The sequence below is a fragment of the Allobosea sp. Leaf344 genome (genome assembly GCF_001426225.1).
Lineage (GTDB): Bacteria > Pseudomonadota > Alphaproteobacteria > Rhizobiales > Beijerinckiaceae > Allobosea.
This window is the reverse complement of record NZ_LMRT01000014.1, coordinates 1,052,578-1,066,392: the sequence shown is the minus strand read 5'-3', so window position 1 is coordinate 1,066,392 and position 13,815 is coordinate 1,052,578. Positions and strand designations below refer to the sequence as shown.

Annotated in this window: 16 protein-coding genes and 1 tRNA gene; 7 read left to right on the top strand and 10 right to left on the bottom strand. The window is 68.1% G+C overall.

Going from position 1 to position 13,815, the window contains the following annotated elements:
- Positions 1-13 precede the first annotated feature (13 nt).
- From ASG72_RS16920 to ASG72_RS16900, 5 genes are all read left to right on the top strand, one after another.
- The gene (locus ASG72_RS16920) at positions 14-451 is read left to right on the top strand and encodes a hypothetical protein (protein WP_056714447.1); all 438 of its coding nucleotides are present in this window, start codon (positions 14-16) and stop codon (positions 449-451) included.
- A gap of 185 nt (positions 452-636) precedes the next feature.
- On the top strand, positions 637-2,637 hold the full coding sequence (locus tag ASG72_RS16915) for an acetyl/propionyl/methylcrotonyl-CoA carboxylase subunit alpha (protein ID WP_056714446.1): 2,001 nt from the start codon (positions 637-639) through the stop codon (positions 2,635-2,637).
- A gap of 154 nt (positions 2,638-2,791) precedes the next feature.
- On the top strand, positions 2,792-3,412 hold the full coding sequence (locus tag ASG72_RS16910; RefSeq protein ID WP_056714443.1) for a glutathione S-transferase family protein: 621 nt from the start codon (positions 2,792-2,794) through the stop codon (positions 3,410-3,412).
- A 2-nt stretch (positions 3,413-3,414) separates the two neighbouring features.
- Positions 3,415-3,981: a lysozyme inhibitor LprI family protein gene (locus ASG72_RS16905; RefSeq protein WP_056714441.1), complete on the top strand. Its 567-nt coding sequence runs from the start codon at positions 3,415-3,417 to the stop codon at positions 3,979-3,981.
- Positions 3,982-4,066: 85 nt separating this feature from the next.
- A complete protein-coding gene (locus ASG72_RS16900; protein WP_056714439.1) occupies positions 4,067-4,855 on the top strand; it encodes a YdcF family protein in 789 nt (262 codons plus the stop codon).
- A 52-nt stretch (positions 4,856-4,907) separates the two neighbouring features.
- On the opposite strand, the gene ASG72_RS16895 is transcribed toward ASG72_RS16900, so the two are convergent.
- Together ASG72_RS16895 and ASG72_RS16890 are read right to left on the bottom strand one after the other, a co-directional pair.
- On the bottom strand, positions 4,908-5,180 hold the full coding sequence (locus ASG72_RS16895) for a DUF3253 domain-containing protein (RefSeq protein WP_056714434.1): 273 nt from the start codon (positions 5,178-5,180) through the stop codon (positions 4,908-4,910).
- Positions 5,181-5,239: 59 nt separating this feature from the next.
- Positions 5,240-5,965, bottom strand: coding sequence for a DUF599 family protein (locus ASG72_RS16890; protein ID WP_056714430.1), 726 nt, complete (start codon positions 5,963-5,965; stop codon positions 5,240-5,242).
- Positions 5,966-6,075: 110 nt separating this feature from the next.
- On the opposite strand from ASG72_RS16890, the gene ASG72_RS16885 reads away from it, so the two are divergent.
- Together ASG72_RS16885 and ASG72_RS16880 are read left to right on the top strand one after the other, a co-directional pair.
- The gene (locus tag ASG72_RS16885) at positions 6,076-6,504 is read left to right on the top strand and encodes a rhodanese-like domain-containing protein (protein WP_056714427.1); all 429 of its coding nucleotides are present in this window, start codon (positions 6,076-6,078) and stop codon (positions 6,502-6,504) included.
- Complete coding sequence (locus tag ASG72_RS16880) at positions 6,501-6,683, top strand: hypothetical protein (RefSeq protein WP_056714424.1); 183 nt, start codon at positions 6,501-6,503, stop codon at positions 6,681-6,683. Before ASG72_RS16885 ends, ASG72_RS16880 begins: the two co-directional genes overlap by 4 nt.
- 10 nt (positions 6,684-6,693) lie before the next feature.
- On the opposite strand, the gene ASG72_RS16875 is transcribed toward ASG72_RS16880, so the two are convergent.
- The 8 genes from ASG72_RS16875 to ASG72_RS16840 all read right to left on the bottom strand — a co-directional run bounded on the left by ASG72_RS16875 (position 6,694) and on the right by ASG72_RS16840 (position 13,706).
- Positions 6,694-7,212, bottom strand: coding sequence for a gamma-glutamylcyclotransferase family protein (locus ASG72_RS16875; RefSeq protein WP_082540407.1), 519 nt, complete (start codon positions 7,210-7,212; stop codon positions 6,694-6,696).
- Positions 7,212-8,384 (bottom strand): isovaleryl-CoA dehydrogenase, encoded by a 1,173-nt coding sequence (locus tag ASG72_RS16870; protein ID WP_056714422.1) that lies wholly within the window; start codon positions 8,382-8,384, stop codon positions 7,212-7,214. Before ASG72_RS16870 ends, ASG72_RS16875 begins: the two co-directional genes overlap by 1 nt.
- Positions 8,385-8,506: 122 nt before the next feature.
- Positions 8,507-9,478 carry a CorA family divalent cation transporter gene (locus ASG72_RS16865; RefSeq protein ID WP_056714419.1) on the bottom strand — a complete coding sequence of 324 codons (972 nt, stop codon included), beginning with the start codon at positions 9,476-9,478 and terminating at the stop codon, positions 8,507-8,509.
- Between the two features lie 120 nt (positions 9,479-9,598).
- Positions 9,599-10,477, bottom strand: coding sequence for a glycoside hydrolase family 25 protein (locus ASG72_RS16860; protein WP_244488854.1), 879 nt, complete (start codon positions 10,475-10,477; stop codon positions 9,599-9,601).
- A gap of 164 nt (positions 10,478-10,641) precedes the next feature.
- On the bottom strand, positions 10,642-11,544 hold the full coding sequence (locus ASG72_RS16855; RefSeq protein WP_244488833.1) for a glycoside hydrolase family 25 protein: 903 nt from the start codon (positions 11,542-11,544) through the stop codon (positions 10,642-10,644).
- Between the two features lie 75 nt (positions 11,545-11,619).
- The gene (gene mgtE / locus ASG72_RS16850; RefSeq protein ID WP_056714416.1) at positions 11,620-13,026 is read right to left on the bottom strand and encodes a magnesium transporter; all 1,407 of its coding nucleotides are present in this window, start codon (positions 13,024-13,026) and stop codon (positions 11,620-11,622) included.
- Between the two features lie 154 nt (positions 13,027-13,180).
- A tRNA-Leu gene (locus tag ASG72_RS16845) sits at positions 13,181-13,265 on the bottom strand.
- Between the two features lie 132 nt (positions 13,266-13,397).
- A complete protein-coding gene (locus tag ASG72_RS16840) occupies positions 13,398-13,706 on the bottom strand; it encodes a FliM/FliN family flagellar motor switch protein (protein ID WP_056714927.1) in 309 nt (102 codons plus the stop codon).
- Positions 13,707-13,815 lie beyond the last annotated feature (109 nt).

Below are 13,815 nucleotides of genomic sequence, written 5' to 3'. Positions count from 1 at the left end.
CAGGGGTTGAGCCATGATCGGACATAAGCTTCGTGAATTCGTCGACCGCGTGATGGATCATCATGAGATCGACGCCGCGGATGTCGCAATACTTCAAAACGACGTCTTCGCCGATGAGGTGATGACGCGCGATGCCGTGGATGTACTGGTCGCGCTGGAGCGCGCCGTGCCGAAGGCCTGCCCGGCCTTCGCCGATTATCTCGTCGCGACAATCGTCGATTTCGCGGTCTGGGAGAGCCGGCCGACCGGGGTGATCGATCGCGACAAGGCGCATTGGCTGATGACGTCGCTCGGTGCCGGCGAAGGCCCGACGGCGACGGCGCGGCGCATCGCCTTCGAGATCGTGCGCGAGGCGGAGCGCTGCGACGAGGCGCTGATCGGCTTCGCCATGCAGAAATGCGTCGCGCCCTCGGCGCATGCGGTCCAGCACCGCGCTCTTCTGGCGAGCTGAGGCGAGACTGCCCTCCCGAAAGGGCAGCCGCCGCTCCCGAGCGAAGCCGCGCCTCCCGAGGCTGGCGGCCGGCTTGGCAAAGGTCTGGCGCCGCAGCCCAAACTTTCGCATGAGTGGACGCCGGAGCCGGCGTCCAATAAACCCCGGCACGCATAGTCTTGTCAGACCGCCGGGAGACGCCACGCATGTTCTCGAAAATCCTGATCGCGAACCGTGGCGAAATCGCCTGCCGCGTCATCAAGACGGCGCGCCGGATGGGCATTCGCACCGTCGCCGTCTATTCGGATGCCGATCGGGACGCGCTGCATGTCGAGATGGCGGATGAGGCGGTGCATATCGGCGCGGCCCCTGCCGCCCAATCCTATCTGGTGATCGAGAAGATCATCGCCGCCTGCAAGCAGACCGGCGCCGAGGCCGTGCATCCCGGCTATGGCTTCCTCTCCGAGCGCGAGGCCTTCGCCCAGGCGCTGAAGGAGGCCGGGATCGTCTTCATCGGCCCCAATCCGGGCGCGATCGCGGCGATGGGCGACAAGATCGAATCCAAGAAGGCGGCCGCCGCCGCCAATGTCTCGACCGTGCCGGGTTATCTCGGGATCATCGAGGATCCCGCCCATGCCGTGAAGATCGCCGACGAGATCGGCTATCCCGTGATGATCAAGGCTTCGGCCGGCGGCGGCGGCAAGGGCATGCGCATCGCCTATTCCGCCGACGAGGTGGCCGAGGGCTTCGCGCGGGCCAAGTCGGAAGCGGCCTCGTCCTTCGGCGACGACCGGGTCTTCGTCGAGAAATTTATCGTCGATCCCCGCCACATCGAGATCCAGGTGCTCGGCGACAAGCATGGCAATGTGATCTATCTCGGCGAGCGCGAATGCTCGATCCAGCGCCGCAACCAGAAGGTCGTCGAGGAGGCGCCGTCGCCGCTGCTCGACGAGGCGACGCGGCGCAAGATGGGCGAGCAGGCCGTCGCGCTGGCCAAGGCGGTGAATTACGACAGCGCCGGCACGGTCGAGTTCGTCGCCGGGCAGGACCGCTCCTTCTTCTTCCTGGAGATGAACACGCGGCTCCAGGTCGAGCATCCCGTCACCGAGATGGTGACCGGCGTCGATCTGGTCGAGGAGATGATCCGGGTGGCCTATGGCGAGACGCTCAGGCTGACCCAGGCCGATGTGAAGCTCGACGGCTGGGCGGTGGAATCGCGGATCTATGCCGAGGATCCGACGCGCAACTTCCTGCCCTCGACCGGGCGGCTGGTGACCTATCGGCCGCCGGCCGAGGGGCCCGATCACGACGCGATGGTGCGCAACGATACCGGCGTCTTCGAGGGCGGCGAGATCTCGATCTATTACGACCCGATGATCGCCAAGCTGGTGACGCATGCGCCGACGCGGCGCGCGGCGATCGAGGCGCAGGCGCGCGCGCTCGATGCCTTCGCGATCGACGGCATCCGCCACAACATCCCCTTCGTCTCGGCGCTGATGCAGCATCCGCGCTGGATCGAGGGCCAGCTCTCGACCGGTTTCATCGCCGAAGAGTTTCCGGAGGGCTTCGCCCTGCCGGCGCCCGAGGGCGAGGTGGCGTTGCGCATGGCGGCCATCGCCATCGCCTGCGATCACCGGATGAACCAACGCAAGCGCCGGGTCTCCGCGCAGATGGAGGGCTGGCGAAAAGTCTCCTTCGACCGTGCCCGCATCGTCCTGCTCGGCGGCACGCGCTTCGAGGGCGAGGTCTCGGAGCAGGGCGAGGCGGTGGTCATCGGCTTCGGCCAGCGCAGCCTCAGCGTGGTCAGCGACTGGCGGCCGGGCGAGCCGGTCTGGCGCGGCACGCTCGACGGGGTGCTCTGCGCGGCGCAGCTGCGGCCGATCCTCAACGGCCTCGCGCTCGGCCATGCCGGCGCCTATGCCGATGCCCGGGTCTATACCGCGCGCGAGGCGGAGCTCGCGGCGCTGATGCCGGAGAAGCTCGCCGCGGATACCGGCAAGTTCCTGCTCTGCCCGATGCCCGGCCTGGTCAAGGCGGTGTCGGTGTCCGTGGGCCAGGAGGTCAAGGCGGGCGAGGCGCTGTGCATGGTCGAGGCGATGAAGATGGAGAATGTGCTGCGTGCCGAGAAGGACGTGACCATCGCCAAGATCCTCGCCAAGGAAGGGGATTCCCTCGCCGTCGATGCGGTGATCATGGAATTCGCCTGAGCGCCGGCCGCCCGGGCCGGGGTTGTCGCCGGGCTGAAACTCATGCTTCATCGCGGCAAGCCGTCAGGGGCAGCTGCGCCATGCCCCGGCCTGAGGCGTGTTCAGCCGTGGATGCTCGCGGGATAGCGGGGATCACGGATTTGCGGAGGTTTGCATGCTGACGATCTGGGGGCGCATCAGCTCCATCAACGTCCAGAAGGTCGTCTGGGCGGCGGGGGAGGTGGGCCAGACCTTCGAGCGCATCGATGTCGGCGGCGCCTTCGGCGGCAATCGCGAGCCATCCTATCTCGCGCGCAATCCCAACGGGTTGATCCCGGTGCTGGAGGATGGCGACGTCGTCATCTGGGAATCCAACAGCATCGTGCGCTATCTCGCCGCCCGTTACGGCGCGGGCTGGATCTGGGAAGAGGATCCGGCGCTGCGCGCCGATGCCGATCGCTGGCTGGATTGGATGGTCACGGAATTGCAGCCCGCTCTGACGCCGGCCTTCTGGGGGCTGGTGCGCAAGGATGCCCAGCGCGCGCCGGCCGAGGCCGTCGCCGAGTCGATCACCAGGACGGAAGCGCGGCTGGACATTCTGGAAGCCCATCTCGCGAGCCATGGCTTCATGGGCGGCGAGCGCTTCGGCATGGCCGATATCGTGATCGGCTGCGGGGTGCATCGCTGGCTGAACATGCCGGTGCCGCAACGGCCCCGGCCGAATTTGCGCCGCTGGTACGAGACGGTGTCCGCGCGGCCGGCCGCCGCGCCGGCGCTGCTGCTGCCGGTGGTCTAGCGATGCGCCGCCGCAAGCTCCGTGCAGCGCCCGCCGCAGCCTTCGTGCTGCTGGCGGCGATTTCGGCGAGCGGGTTTTCGGCGCCGGTGCTGGCGCAGGGGCCGCCGGCCGGCCCGTCGCCGCCATCGAGCCCGTCTCTGGCCGCGGACCGGGCCCAGCTGCTGGCCTGCCTGCGCCAGTCGCAGGGGGCTCCGCAGGGCTGCATCGGCAGCATCGCCATCGCCTGCGTGCGCGACGGGCGCGGTGACCGCAGCCGGGCCGAGCAAAGCTGCGCGAAGCGCGAGGAGGCGGTCTGGCGCGAGCGGCTGACGCTGGCAGGGCAGGTGCTGGGGCGCAGCCTGGACGCCGGCCAGCGCGCGCGTTTCGTGACGCTGCAACTGGCGTGGGAAGGCTATGTCGCGCAGAAATGCCTGTTCTATGCGGGCCAGCAGGCGCCCGCTTTGCAGCCGGGCCGGCAGGCGGGCTGCGAATTGCGCGAGGTCGCGCGCCGCGCCATCGAGCTCGAACCCGCGGCGCGGCCCGGCCCGGCGCCGCGCAGGCCGCAGGCACGGCCGGAAATCTTCCGCTGAGGCGCGCGGCCGTTTTCAGGCGGCGTTAGCGGCCCGCCGGCATTCCGGCGGTTAAGCCTGTGGCGGCGTGCGGGAGCGCTTTTGCATGTTCTTCGTCCTGTCCAAGATCGCCTGGTTCGTGCTGTCGCCGGTCAATCTGGTGATCCTGCTCGGGGCGCTGGCCGCGCTGCTCGCGTTCACGCGCTTCGCACGAATCGGCCGCTGGCTCGGGCTGGTGAGCCTCGCCATCCTGCTGCTGCTATCCTTCAGCCCGCTGCCGCGACTGCTGGTGCTGCCGCTCGAAAACCGCTTTCCGCAGCAGGATGCGGCGAAGGGGCCGGTGACGGGCATCATCGTGCTCGGCGGCGCCGTCGGCATCGGGCGCGGCGATGTCGTGCTGAACTACGCCGCGGCGCGGATGACCAAGGCCGTGGAGCTGGCGCGGCTGCATCCGGAGGCGAAGATCGTGTTTGCGGGCGGCGCGGCGCATCTCGTCACGCAGGTCACGATGACCGAGGCGGATGGGGCGAGGGCGCTGTTCCTCAGCCTCGGCCTAAAGGAAGAGCGGCTGGTGATGGAGGATCGCTCGCGCAACACGGTCGAGAACGCCGTCTTCACCCGCCGCCTCGTCGAGCCCAAGCCCGGTGAACGCTGGCTGCTGGTGACCTCGGCCTGGCATATGCCGCGCGCCATGGGCGTGTTCCGCCAGGCCGGATTCCCGGTCGAGGCGTTCCCGGTGGATTGGCTCACCGAGAACAAGCCGGGCGATTACGTCAGGCCCTATCTGCGCGCGCCGCGGGGCCTGAGCGTCGCCGATGACGGGCTGAAGGAATGGCTGGGGCTGCTGGTCTACAGGCTGGCGGGCTATACGAACGCGCTGTTCCCGGCGCCGTGACGACAGGGCCGGCCCCCTCGCCACTCACCACTCGCCATTCGCCCTTCGCCGACTATTCGCGATCGGCCTCCGCGACCGTCAGCCGGTAGACGCCCTTGAAATCGTCGGGATCGACGGGGCGTCCCTTGCGGGTGATGGTGATGCGGCCTTCCTTCATCAGCCGGATCGCGACACGGCGGATCGGCTGCATCAGCGGCCCCCAGCCATCGGGATGCGGCCCGCCGAGGGCGCGGGCGGCCTCGGATGGGCAGAAGGTCTTGCCGGGGCCGCGTTCGGCCGCCAGAGCGAGGAGGGTGGTCTCGAGCGTTTCGGGATCGATGGTCATGGCGCCATCAGCGGCCCGCCGGCGCTTTCGTCAAGACCATGCAGCGACGCATGCGGCCTTCAGGGACCGTTCGGCGGCGTGGCGGCCCTGTCTCCCGGCGCAGGATCATCGGTGAAGATGCGGGAGGAATCGGAGGCGAATTGCCGGCGCCACATCACGGTCAGCACCGCCAGCGTCGCGGCCAGGAAGGCCCAGGCGCCGAGGAACCAGCCGAGATAGGCGAGGGCGAAGAAGAAGGCCCTCTGGCCCCGGTTGAAATGGCGCCCGGCGGCGATGTTCATGGCGATGGTCTCGCGCACGGCCTCGCGCGTCGCCGTCTCCTCCTTCAGCCTGGCATTGGGGATCGCGCCGAGCAGGATCGCGCAATAATTGAACAGGCGGTAGGACCATGCGAATTTGAAGAAGGCATAGGCGAAGATCACCGCGAGCCCGATCACCTTCATCTCCCAGGCGGCGCGGGTGGTCGGGGTCGCGAAAGGCAGGTCCTCGAAGACCTGCACGACCCGGTCGGTGGATTGCAGCAGGCTGAGGGCGCCGCCGATCGCCAGAAGCGAGGTCGAGGCGAAGAAGGCGGTGCCGTTCTGCAGCCCGTTCATCACCTGCGTGTCGATGATGCGGTTGTCGCGCTGCACCGCCTCCTCGATCCAGCGGGCGCGGCGCAGGCTCATCCGGGCGTTCAGGCTGTGGGCGGCATGGGGCCCGCCCTCGACGGCGACGTGATAGCCGATCCAGGAGAAGAGGAAGACGATGAAGGCGATGAGATCGAGCGTCGCGAATCCGGCCATGAGCTGCCTCCCCCCGCGGCACAGTGGGGTGCCGAGGCCGAGGCGGCAAGCGCGATTGACGCAGCCGGCGGCAGCGGCCACGGTGCCGCCGTTCCGGAGAGGAGGCCGCCATGCCGCAAACCATCACCAAGGGCTACAAGGCGCTTCTGGCCGAGGCGGAAGCGAGCGTGACGACGCTGTCGGTGGAGGAGGCGCAGGCGCTGCTGGGGCGCAGCGACGTGGTCTTCGTCGATCTGCGGGATCCGCGCGAGCTGGAGCGGGAGGGGCGCATGCCGAACGCCGTGCATTGCCCGCGCGGCATGCTGGAATTCTGGATCGACCCGGAGAGCCCCTATGCCAAGCCGGTCTTCCAGGAGGACAAGCAATTCGTGTTCTTCTGCGCCGGCGGCTGGCGCTCGGCGCTCGCGGCGAAGGCGGCGCAGGAGATGGGGCTGGCGCCCGTCGCGCATCTCGCCGGGGGCTTCGGCGCCTGGAAGAAGGCCGGAGCCCCGTTCGAGGCGGCCGAGCCGCGTGACCAGGCGCCGAAGGCCACGGCGTGAGCCCGGTCAATATCCTCGTCATCCTGCTGGTGATCGCCTTCCTGTTCCGGAAACCGTTGGGCAAGATCGTCGCCCGCCAGTTCCCGGACAGGGCCAAGCGTCACCGCGTGGTCGGCACGATCATCCTGGCCTTCGGGCTCGTCTTCGCCGTCAGGCTGGCGGCGATGCTGTGGAAATAGGCCCTGCGCGTCACTTCGGCGCGAAGGCGCGGGGGCGCACGCCGGGCACCGGGCCGGGCGGCAGATCCGCCGGCTCGGGCTGAGACACCGGCTTCAGATCCAAAGACGGCTTGCTGAGAAAACGATTCATCGCCTGGATGTAAGCCTCTGGCAGCGCTTGCTCCCGGGCCGCGGCGATGACCTGTTCGAGATAGCCGTTCCGGGGGCGGCCCGGCGTCGCGCTGCGGCCGATATAGACCAGCGCCCGCTTGGCGCCGCCGGGCACGATCACGGGCTGGCTGATCTTGACGTAGAGCCCGCTGGCGATGTCCTCGAATTTGTCGAGGGTGCGGATATCGCCCAAAGCGCAATCCCAGAGCACGCCATGCACCGTCTCCCGGGGATCACGCACCACGGAGGCGTAGCCATCGCCGGTGATCATGAAGCGATGGCGCTCGAGCCTGGCGAGGCCGAGCCTGGTCGCGCGCGGGCAGCGCTGCGCCATGCCGGCTGCGTCCATGTTTAGCCCATAGGCGAAATAGAGCGGCATTACTTCGTCTTCTGAAACAGCTCGCGGCCGATCAGCATGCGCCGGATCTCGCTGGTGCCGGCGCCGATCTCGTAGAGCTTGGCGTCGCGCAGCAGGCGCCCGGTCGGGTAGTCGTTGATGTAGCCATTGCCGCCGAGCAGCTGGATGGCGTCGAGCGCGATCTGCGTCGCCTTCTCGGCGGCGATCAGGATGGCCCCGGCCGCATCCTCGCGCGTGGTCTCGCCGCGGTCGCAGGCCTTGGCGACGCTGTACACATAGGCCTTGCAGGCGTTCATCATCACATACATGTCGGCGACCTTGCCCTGGACGAGCTGGAACTCGCCGATCGCCTGGCCGAACTGCTTGCGCTCGTGGATATAGGGCATGACCACGTCGAGCGCCGCCTGCATGATGCCGAGCGGGCCGGCTGCGAGCACCACGCGCTCGTAATCCAGCCCCGACATCAGCACGTTGACGCCGCGGCCGACCTGGCCGAGCACATTCTCCTCGGGGACTTCGCAGCCGTCGAAGACCAGCTCGCAGGTGTCGGAGCCGCGCATGCCGAGCTTGTCGAGCTTCTGCGCCGTGGAGAAGCCCTTCATGCCCTTCTCGATCAGGAAGGCGGTGATGCCGCGGGCGCCGGCCTCCGGATCGGTCTTGGCATAGACCACCAGCGTCTCGGCCACGGGGCCGTTGGTGATCCACATCTTGTTGCCGGTCAGGACATAGCGGTCGCCCTGCTTCACCGCTCTGGTCTTCATCGAGACGACATCGGAGCCCGCGCCGGGCTCGGACATGGCGAGCGCGCCGACATGCTCTCCGGAAATCAGCTTGGGCAGGTACTTCGCCTTCTGCGCCGCAGTGCCGTGGCGGGCGATCTGGTTGATGCAGAGGTTGGAATGGGCGCCGTAGCTCAGCCCGACCGAGGCCGAGGCGCGGCTGACCTCCTCGATCGCGACGCAATGTTCGAGATAGCCGAGGCCGGAGCCGCCATCCTCCTCCTTGACCGTGATGCCATGCAGGCCGAGTGCGCCCATCTGCGGCCAGAGATCGCGCGGGAACATGTTGGTGCGGTCGATCTCCTCGGCGCGCGGGGCGATCTTTTCCTGGGCGAAGCCGTGGACGGTGTCGCGGATGGCGTCGGCGGTTTCGCCGAGATCGAAATTGAAGGGGCGGGGTGCGTTGGCGAGCATGAGATCCTCCCGGCTGGCGGCGCGGCGGGCGCGCCGGTTTCAGCCCTTATAGCGCGCCCTGACAGCTTGTCAGCGCGCAGGACCGCGCAGGCGGGCTTTGCGAAAGCGGGCGAGCGGCGGCCTCAGCCGCCGACCACGCCGCGCCAGCGCAGCAGCACGAGCGTCAGCAGGGCGGCGCCGATGCAGGCGAGCGCGACGAAGAGCGCGCCGAGATCGGCCTCGACCCAGGGCAAGCCCTTGACGTTGATGCCGAACAGGCCGGTGATGAAGGTGGCGGGGAGGAACAGCGCGGTCAGGATCGACAGCGTGTAGAGCTGGCGGTTCGTCTGGCTGGCGGAACGGGCGCTCATCTCGTCCTGAAGCAGGCGCGAGCGGTCCTGCACGGCGCTGACATCATGGTGCAGCCCGTCGATGCGCTGGATCAGCCGCGCGGCGAAGGCCTTCATCTCGTCGGGCGCCTTGCGGTTGGCATGGGTGTCGGCGAGGCGGCGGAACAGCACATGCAGCCCGTTGAGCTGGCGGTGGATGCGCACCGCGGTGCGGCGCACGCTGCCGACCCGCTGCGGCACCTCGCCGAGACGCTCGTCGAGCAGCTGGTCCTCGATCGCGTCGGTCTGTTCCATCAGCCGAACGATCGCATGGGTGATGTCGTCGATGATGTATTCGAGGATCTGCTCGAACAGATCCGTCGGGCTCTGCGCCTCCTCGCCGCGATTCAGCGCGTCGGCGATCAGGCGGATCGATTGCAGCGCCTCGCGCCGCCCGGTCAGCAGGAAGCGTTCGCCGATGATCCAGTGCAGCGCCCCGACCTTGTCGGAATTGGCGGCGACATCGCGGACCAGATCATGGGTGACCCCCCAGGCCAGATTGGCGGAATGGTCGAGCCGCTGATGGGTGTCGGTGGCGAGGAAGGCCTCCTCGGCCGCTGCCGGAAGCCAGAGCTGGTCGCCGACCCAGGCCTTGGCGCGGCTGTGGACGAGATCGAGATGAAGCCAGACGAAGCCGCTCCGCGGATCGAGATCGGGAATGGCGGCGCGGTCGATCAGGCCGGGCGTGCCCTCGGCGTCGAACCGGTAGGCCCAGACGATACCCATCGCGGATTGCACGTCTGGGACTTGGTGCGAGGCGAGCATGGCGGCGCTATGCGGGATGGCAGGTGCCGGAGCCCTGCGCCCGGCACATGACGTTCCGATGACGGCCGCCGCCGCGGCGCGTCAGTCGTTATGTGCCGTGCGCTGCTTCTCCGGCCGTGGCGGGGGGCGCAGGGCGACGCCACCGGCCGCTTTCGGCGCGCGCGAGCCGGCCGAGGTGGCGGGGGCCTTGCTGCCGGCGACCTTGCTGCCGCCGCGCCAGGTCCGGCTGCCGATCTCGAAACGGCCTTCGCGCCAGGCGGTGAATTCGCTTTCGGAGCCGAAGAACGCGTTGCGGTCGACATCCCCGGTGATGCCGGGCACGCGGCCGGTGGTGGTGAACTGCCAGAACTCCCATTTCGCGCGCTGGTAGCGATGGCGCAGCGGCGCCGCGGTCGAGCGCAGCCAATAGGGGTAGTCGTTGAACTCGCCCTCCAGCACATCCTCGTGGAAGTTGATGTCGGTGTAGATGATCGGCTTCTTGCCGGTATGCTCGTGCAGCCCCTTCAGCATCTCGCGGATCTTGGCCAGCGCCAGCTCCTTCGAGATCTTGCGGTCACATTGCGAATTATTCTGCCATTCGACATCGAGCACCGGCGGCAGGGCATCGGCGTCGCGCGGGATGTGCTTCTTGATCCAGCGGACCTGGTCCTTGGCCGGGCGGCACCACCAGACGAAATGATAGGCGCCTCGGGGCACGCCGGCCTTGCGGGCCTCGGCCCAGTTGCGCCGGAAATTGGGGTCGAGATGGTCGCCGCCTTCCGTCGCCTTGATGAAGGCGAAGCGGGTGCCGGCGTCCTTGACCTTGGCCCAGTCGATCTCGCCCTGCCAGCGCGAGACGTCGATGCCCTGGATCGCCTTGCGCCTGGCGTCGCGCACGCCGTGATGCGGGTCGGCGTCGCTCTTCTTCGGATAGAGCGCGAAAGCGGGCGTCGTCAGGGCGATCAGCAGCCCGCCGGCCATGATGCGGCCGGCCAGACGCGAGAGGATGGTGGTGAGTTCCGGCATGCGCCCCTCCTTCACCATCCTGATTGGGGCCTGAGAGTTAAGGCCCCCTTAGCATCGCCAGGATTGAGGATGTCGGATTCAGCCTTGGTTAACCCAGAGGCGGCAAAGGCCGCCCGGGTTTAACCTTCCTCCGGCTGGGCTCCGCTGGCCTGCAGCGAGGCGGGGACGGGGGCGGCGCTGCCGGGAATGAGCGCGACGGGCGGCGGCGCGGCCGGCGCCGGTGCGGGCTGCGGGGCGCGGCGGCGCCAGCTGCGGGTGCCGGCATCGAAATCGCCGCGCATCCAGCCCTGGAACTGCTCCTCGCTGCCGAAGAAGGCGTTGCGGTCGACATCGCCGCGGATGCCGGGGATGCGGCCGGTGGTGGTGAACTGCCAGAAGGCCCAGGGCCGGTTGTTGTAGCGCGTCTCCGGCAGGGCGGCCGTCGAGCGGATCCAATAGGGGTAGTCGTTGAACTGCCCCTCCAGCACGTCCTTGTGGAAGGTGATGTCGGTGTAGATCACCGGCTTCTTGCCGGTGAGCTGCTCGAGCTCGGTCAGCATCAGCTGGATCTTCTCCAGCGCCAGCGCCCGGTCGATCTTCTGCGGGCAGGTGCGGGAATGGCCGTTCCACTCCACGTCGAGCACCGGCGGCAGCGCATCGGGATCATTGGGGATGTGCTGCTTGAACCAGACCGCCTGCTCATGCGCCGGACGGCACCAGAACACGAAGTGATAGGCGCCGCGGGGGATGCCGGCGCGGCGCGCGCCTTCCCAATTGCGCAGGAAGGAGGGGTCGATGTGGTCGCCGCCCTCGGTCGCCTTCATGAAGACGAAGCGCGTGCCGGCGGCCTTGACCGAAGCCCAGTCGATCTCGCCCTGCCAGCGCGAGATGTCGATGCCGTGAACGGGGTAGCGATGGGCCGCCGCGACGCCGGGATGCGGGCGTGCGTCACCCTTCTGCGGGTAATTGTCCAGCGCCACGCAGCCGCCGAAACTCGCGACGACGGCAGCGGTGATCGCGAGTTTGAAAAGGGATGTGACCATGAGACCTGAACGCATATCCGTGAAGATTGCGGAGAAAACTTGACGGCCGGTTTACGTTACCGATTTTCGTCGCGCTCAATGCAGGTTCAGAAGCACGGTCGCCGTGCCGAGGAAGGCGAAGAAGCCGACGACATCGGTCACCGTGGTGACGAAGGTCCCCGACGAGACCGCGGGGTCGATGCCGGAACGGTCGAGCAGCACGGGGATCGTCACGCCGGCGACCGCGCCCGCGACCAGGTTGATCACCATGGCCAGGCCGATGACCAGACCGAGCCCGGTATTGCCGAACCACAGCATCGCGACCACGCCGGTGATCAGTGCGAAGGCGAAGCCGTTCATCAGCGCGACGATCAGCTCGCGGGTGAAGAAGCGGCGGATGTTCCAGGCGCCGAGTTCCTGGGTCGCCAGAGCGCGCACGGTGACGGTCATCGTCTGCGTCGCGGCATTGCCGCCCTGGCTGGCGACGATCGGCGCCAGGATCGCCAGGGCGACCAGCTGCGAGAGCTGCGCCTCGAACAGGCTCATCACAGAGGCGGCGAGGAAGGCGGTGACGAGGTTCACGAACAGCCAGCGGAAACGGCTGCGCGAAATCCGCGCGACTGTGTCCGACAGCTCCTCATCGGCGTCGACGCCGCCGAGCTGCTTGACGTCGTCATCGGCGGCCTCCTCGATCACGTCGACGATGTCGTCGATGGTGAGGACGCCGACCAGCCGACCGTCATCGTCGAGCACCGGGGCGGCGATCAGGTTGTAGCGCTGGAACATGCGCGCCACGTCCTCGATCTCCTCCGTCGCCTTGACCGCGCGGTTGTCCTCCTCGACCAGCTCCGACACCATCACCGGGCGCTTGGTGCGCAGCAGGCGGTCGAGCCGGACGGTGCCGACGAAATGATGCGAGGGGTCGGCGACGAAGATCTCGAAGAAGCGATCGGGCACGTCGCGGGTGTCGCGGAGATAGTCGATGGTCTGGCCGACGGTCCAGAAGGCCGGCACCGCCACCACCTCGCTCTGCATGCGGCGGCCGGCGCTGCCCTCGGGATAGTCGAGGCCCTTCTGCAGCGCGATTCGCTCGGTCGGCGTCAGCCGGTCCAGCACCTCCTGCTTGTCGGCCTCGTCGAGATCCTCGAGGATGTAGACCGCGTCGTCGGTGTCGAGATCGCGCACGCCCTCGGCCACCGTCTCGGCCGAGAGCTCCTCCAGAATCTCCTCGCGGACGGAATCATCGACCTCGGTCAGCGCGGTGAAGTCGAAATCCGAGCCGAGCACCGAGATCAGCCGCGGCCGCTCCTCGGGGTCGAGCGCCTCGAGCAGCGCGCCGAGATCGGCCTCGTGCATGTCGGCGACGACCGCCCGCAGCGTCGTCAGATCGGAGAGGGCGAGCGCCTGCGAGACCTGCTCGACCAGGGCGGTATCGAAGGCCCCGGTCTCGTCGCGGATCGGGCGCCCGAGCCGTTCGTCGGGCACGTGTTCGATGTCGCTCATCGGTCCGGCTCCGCGATTCGAGGGGGCGCAAGGTCTTGTGTCAGCCAAGCCGGCTTCTTGCAACGCAGCATGACGAGACGGAGACGGCAGCGCCCGGCCACAAAGCAAAACGGCGACCCGTGAGGGCCGCCGTCTGCGGGTCTGCACCCAAAACTGGTGCGGTCAAGAGGACTCGAACCTCCACGGGTCTCCCCGCTACCACCTCAAGGTAGTGCGTCTACCAATTCCGCCATGACCGCAGCGGCTACAGCAGGTCCGCGCTGTCGCGGTGATCTCTGGAGCGGCGCGGGTCTAGCAAATCGCTTTCGCCGCCACAAGTCCGGAGATGAAGTTTGCGACGGGATTGTCGCAAAGGCTCCGCCGCGTCGCGCTCAGGCCGCCGCGACGGTCTGCAGGGTGTAGACGTTCGGGCGCTTCAGCATCTCGGTGATCTCCACGGAGATGCGCGAGCCGGCGACGACGACATTGCCCTTGGCGAAGGGGTGGTTGTTGGCGAGGATCTGGACCTCGTCGGTCTCGGTGGCGTTGAGCTCGATGATGGCGCCGCGGCCCATGCGCAGCAATTTGTAGATCGGCATCCGGGCCTGGCCCAGCACGACGGTCAATTCGACGGGAACGAGATCGAGATCGGCCTTCACAATCAACTCTCCAGCGTCGTCCTGCGCATCCTGCGCCGTCATGCCGTCCCGGCCTTGCCGCTTGCCCGGCCGCGCCTTTCGGCGCAGGAACCGCAGCCGGCTCATCAGGGGATGGGGCCGGTGCTCGATGCTTGGCGAAACAGGGTTAAGG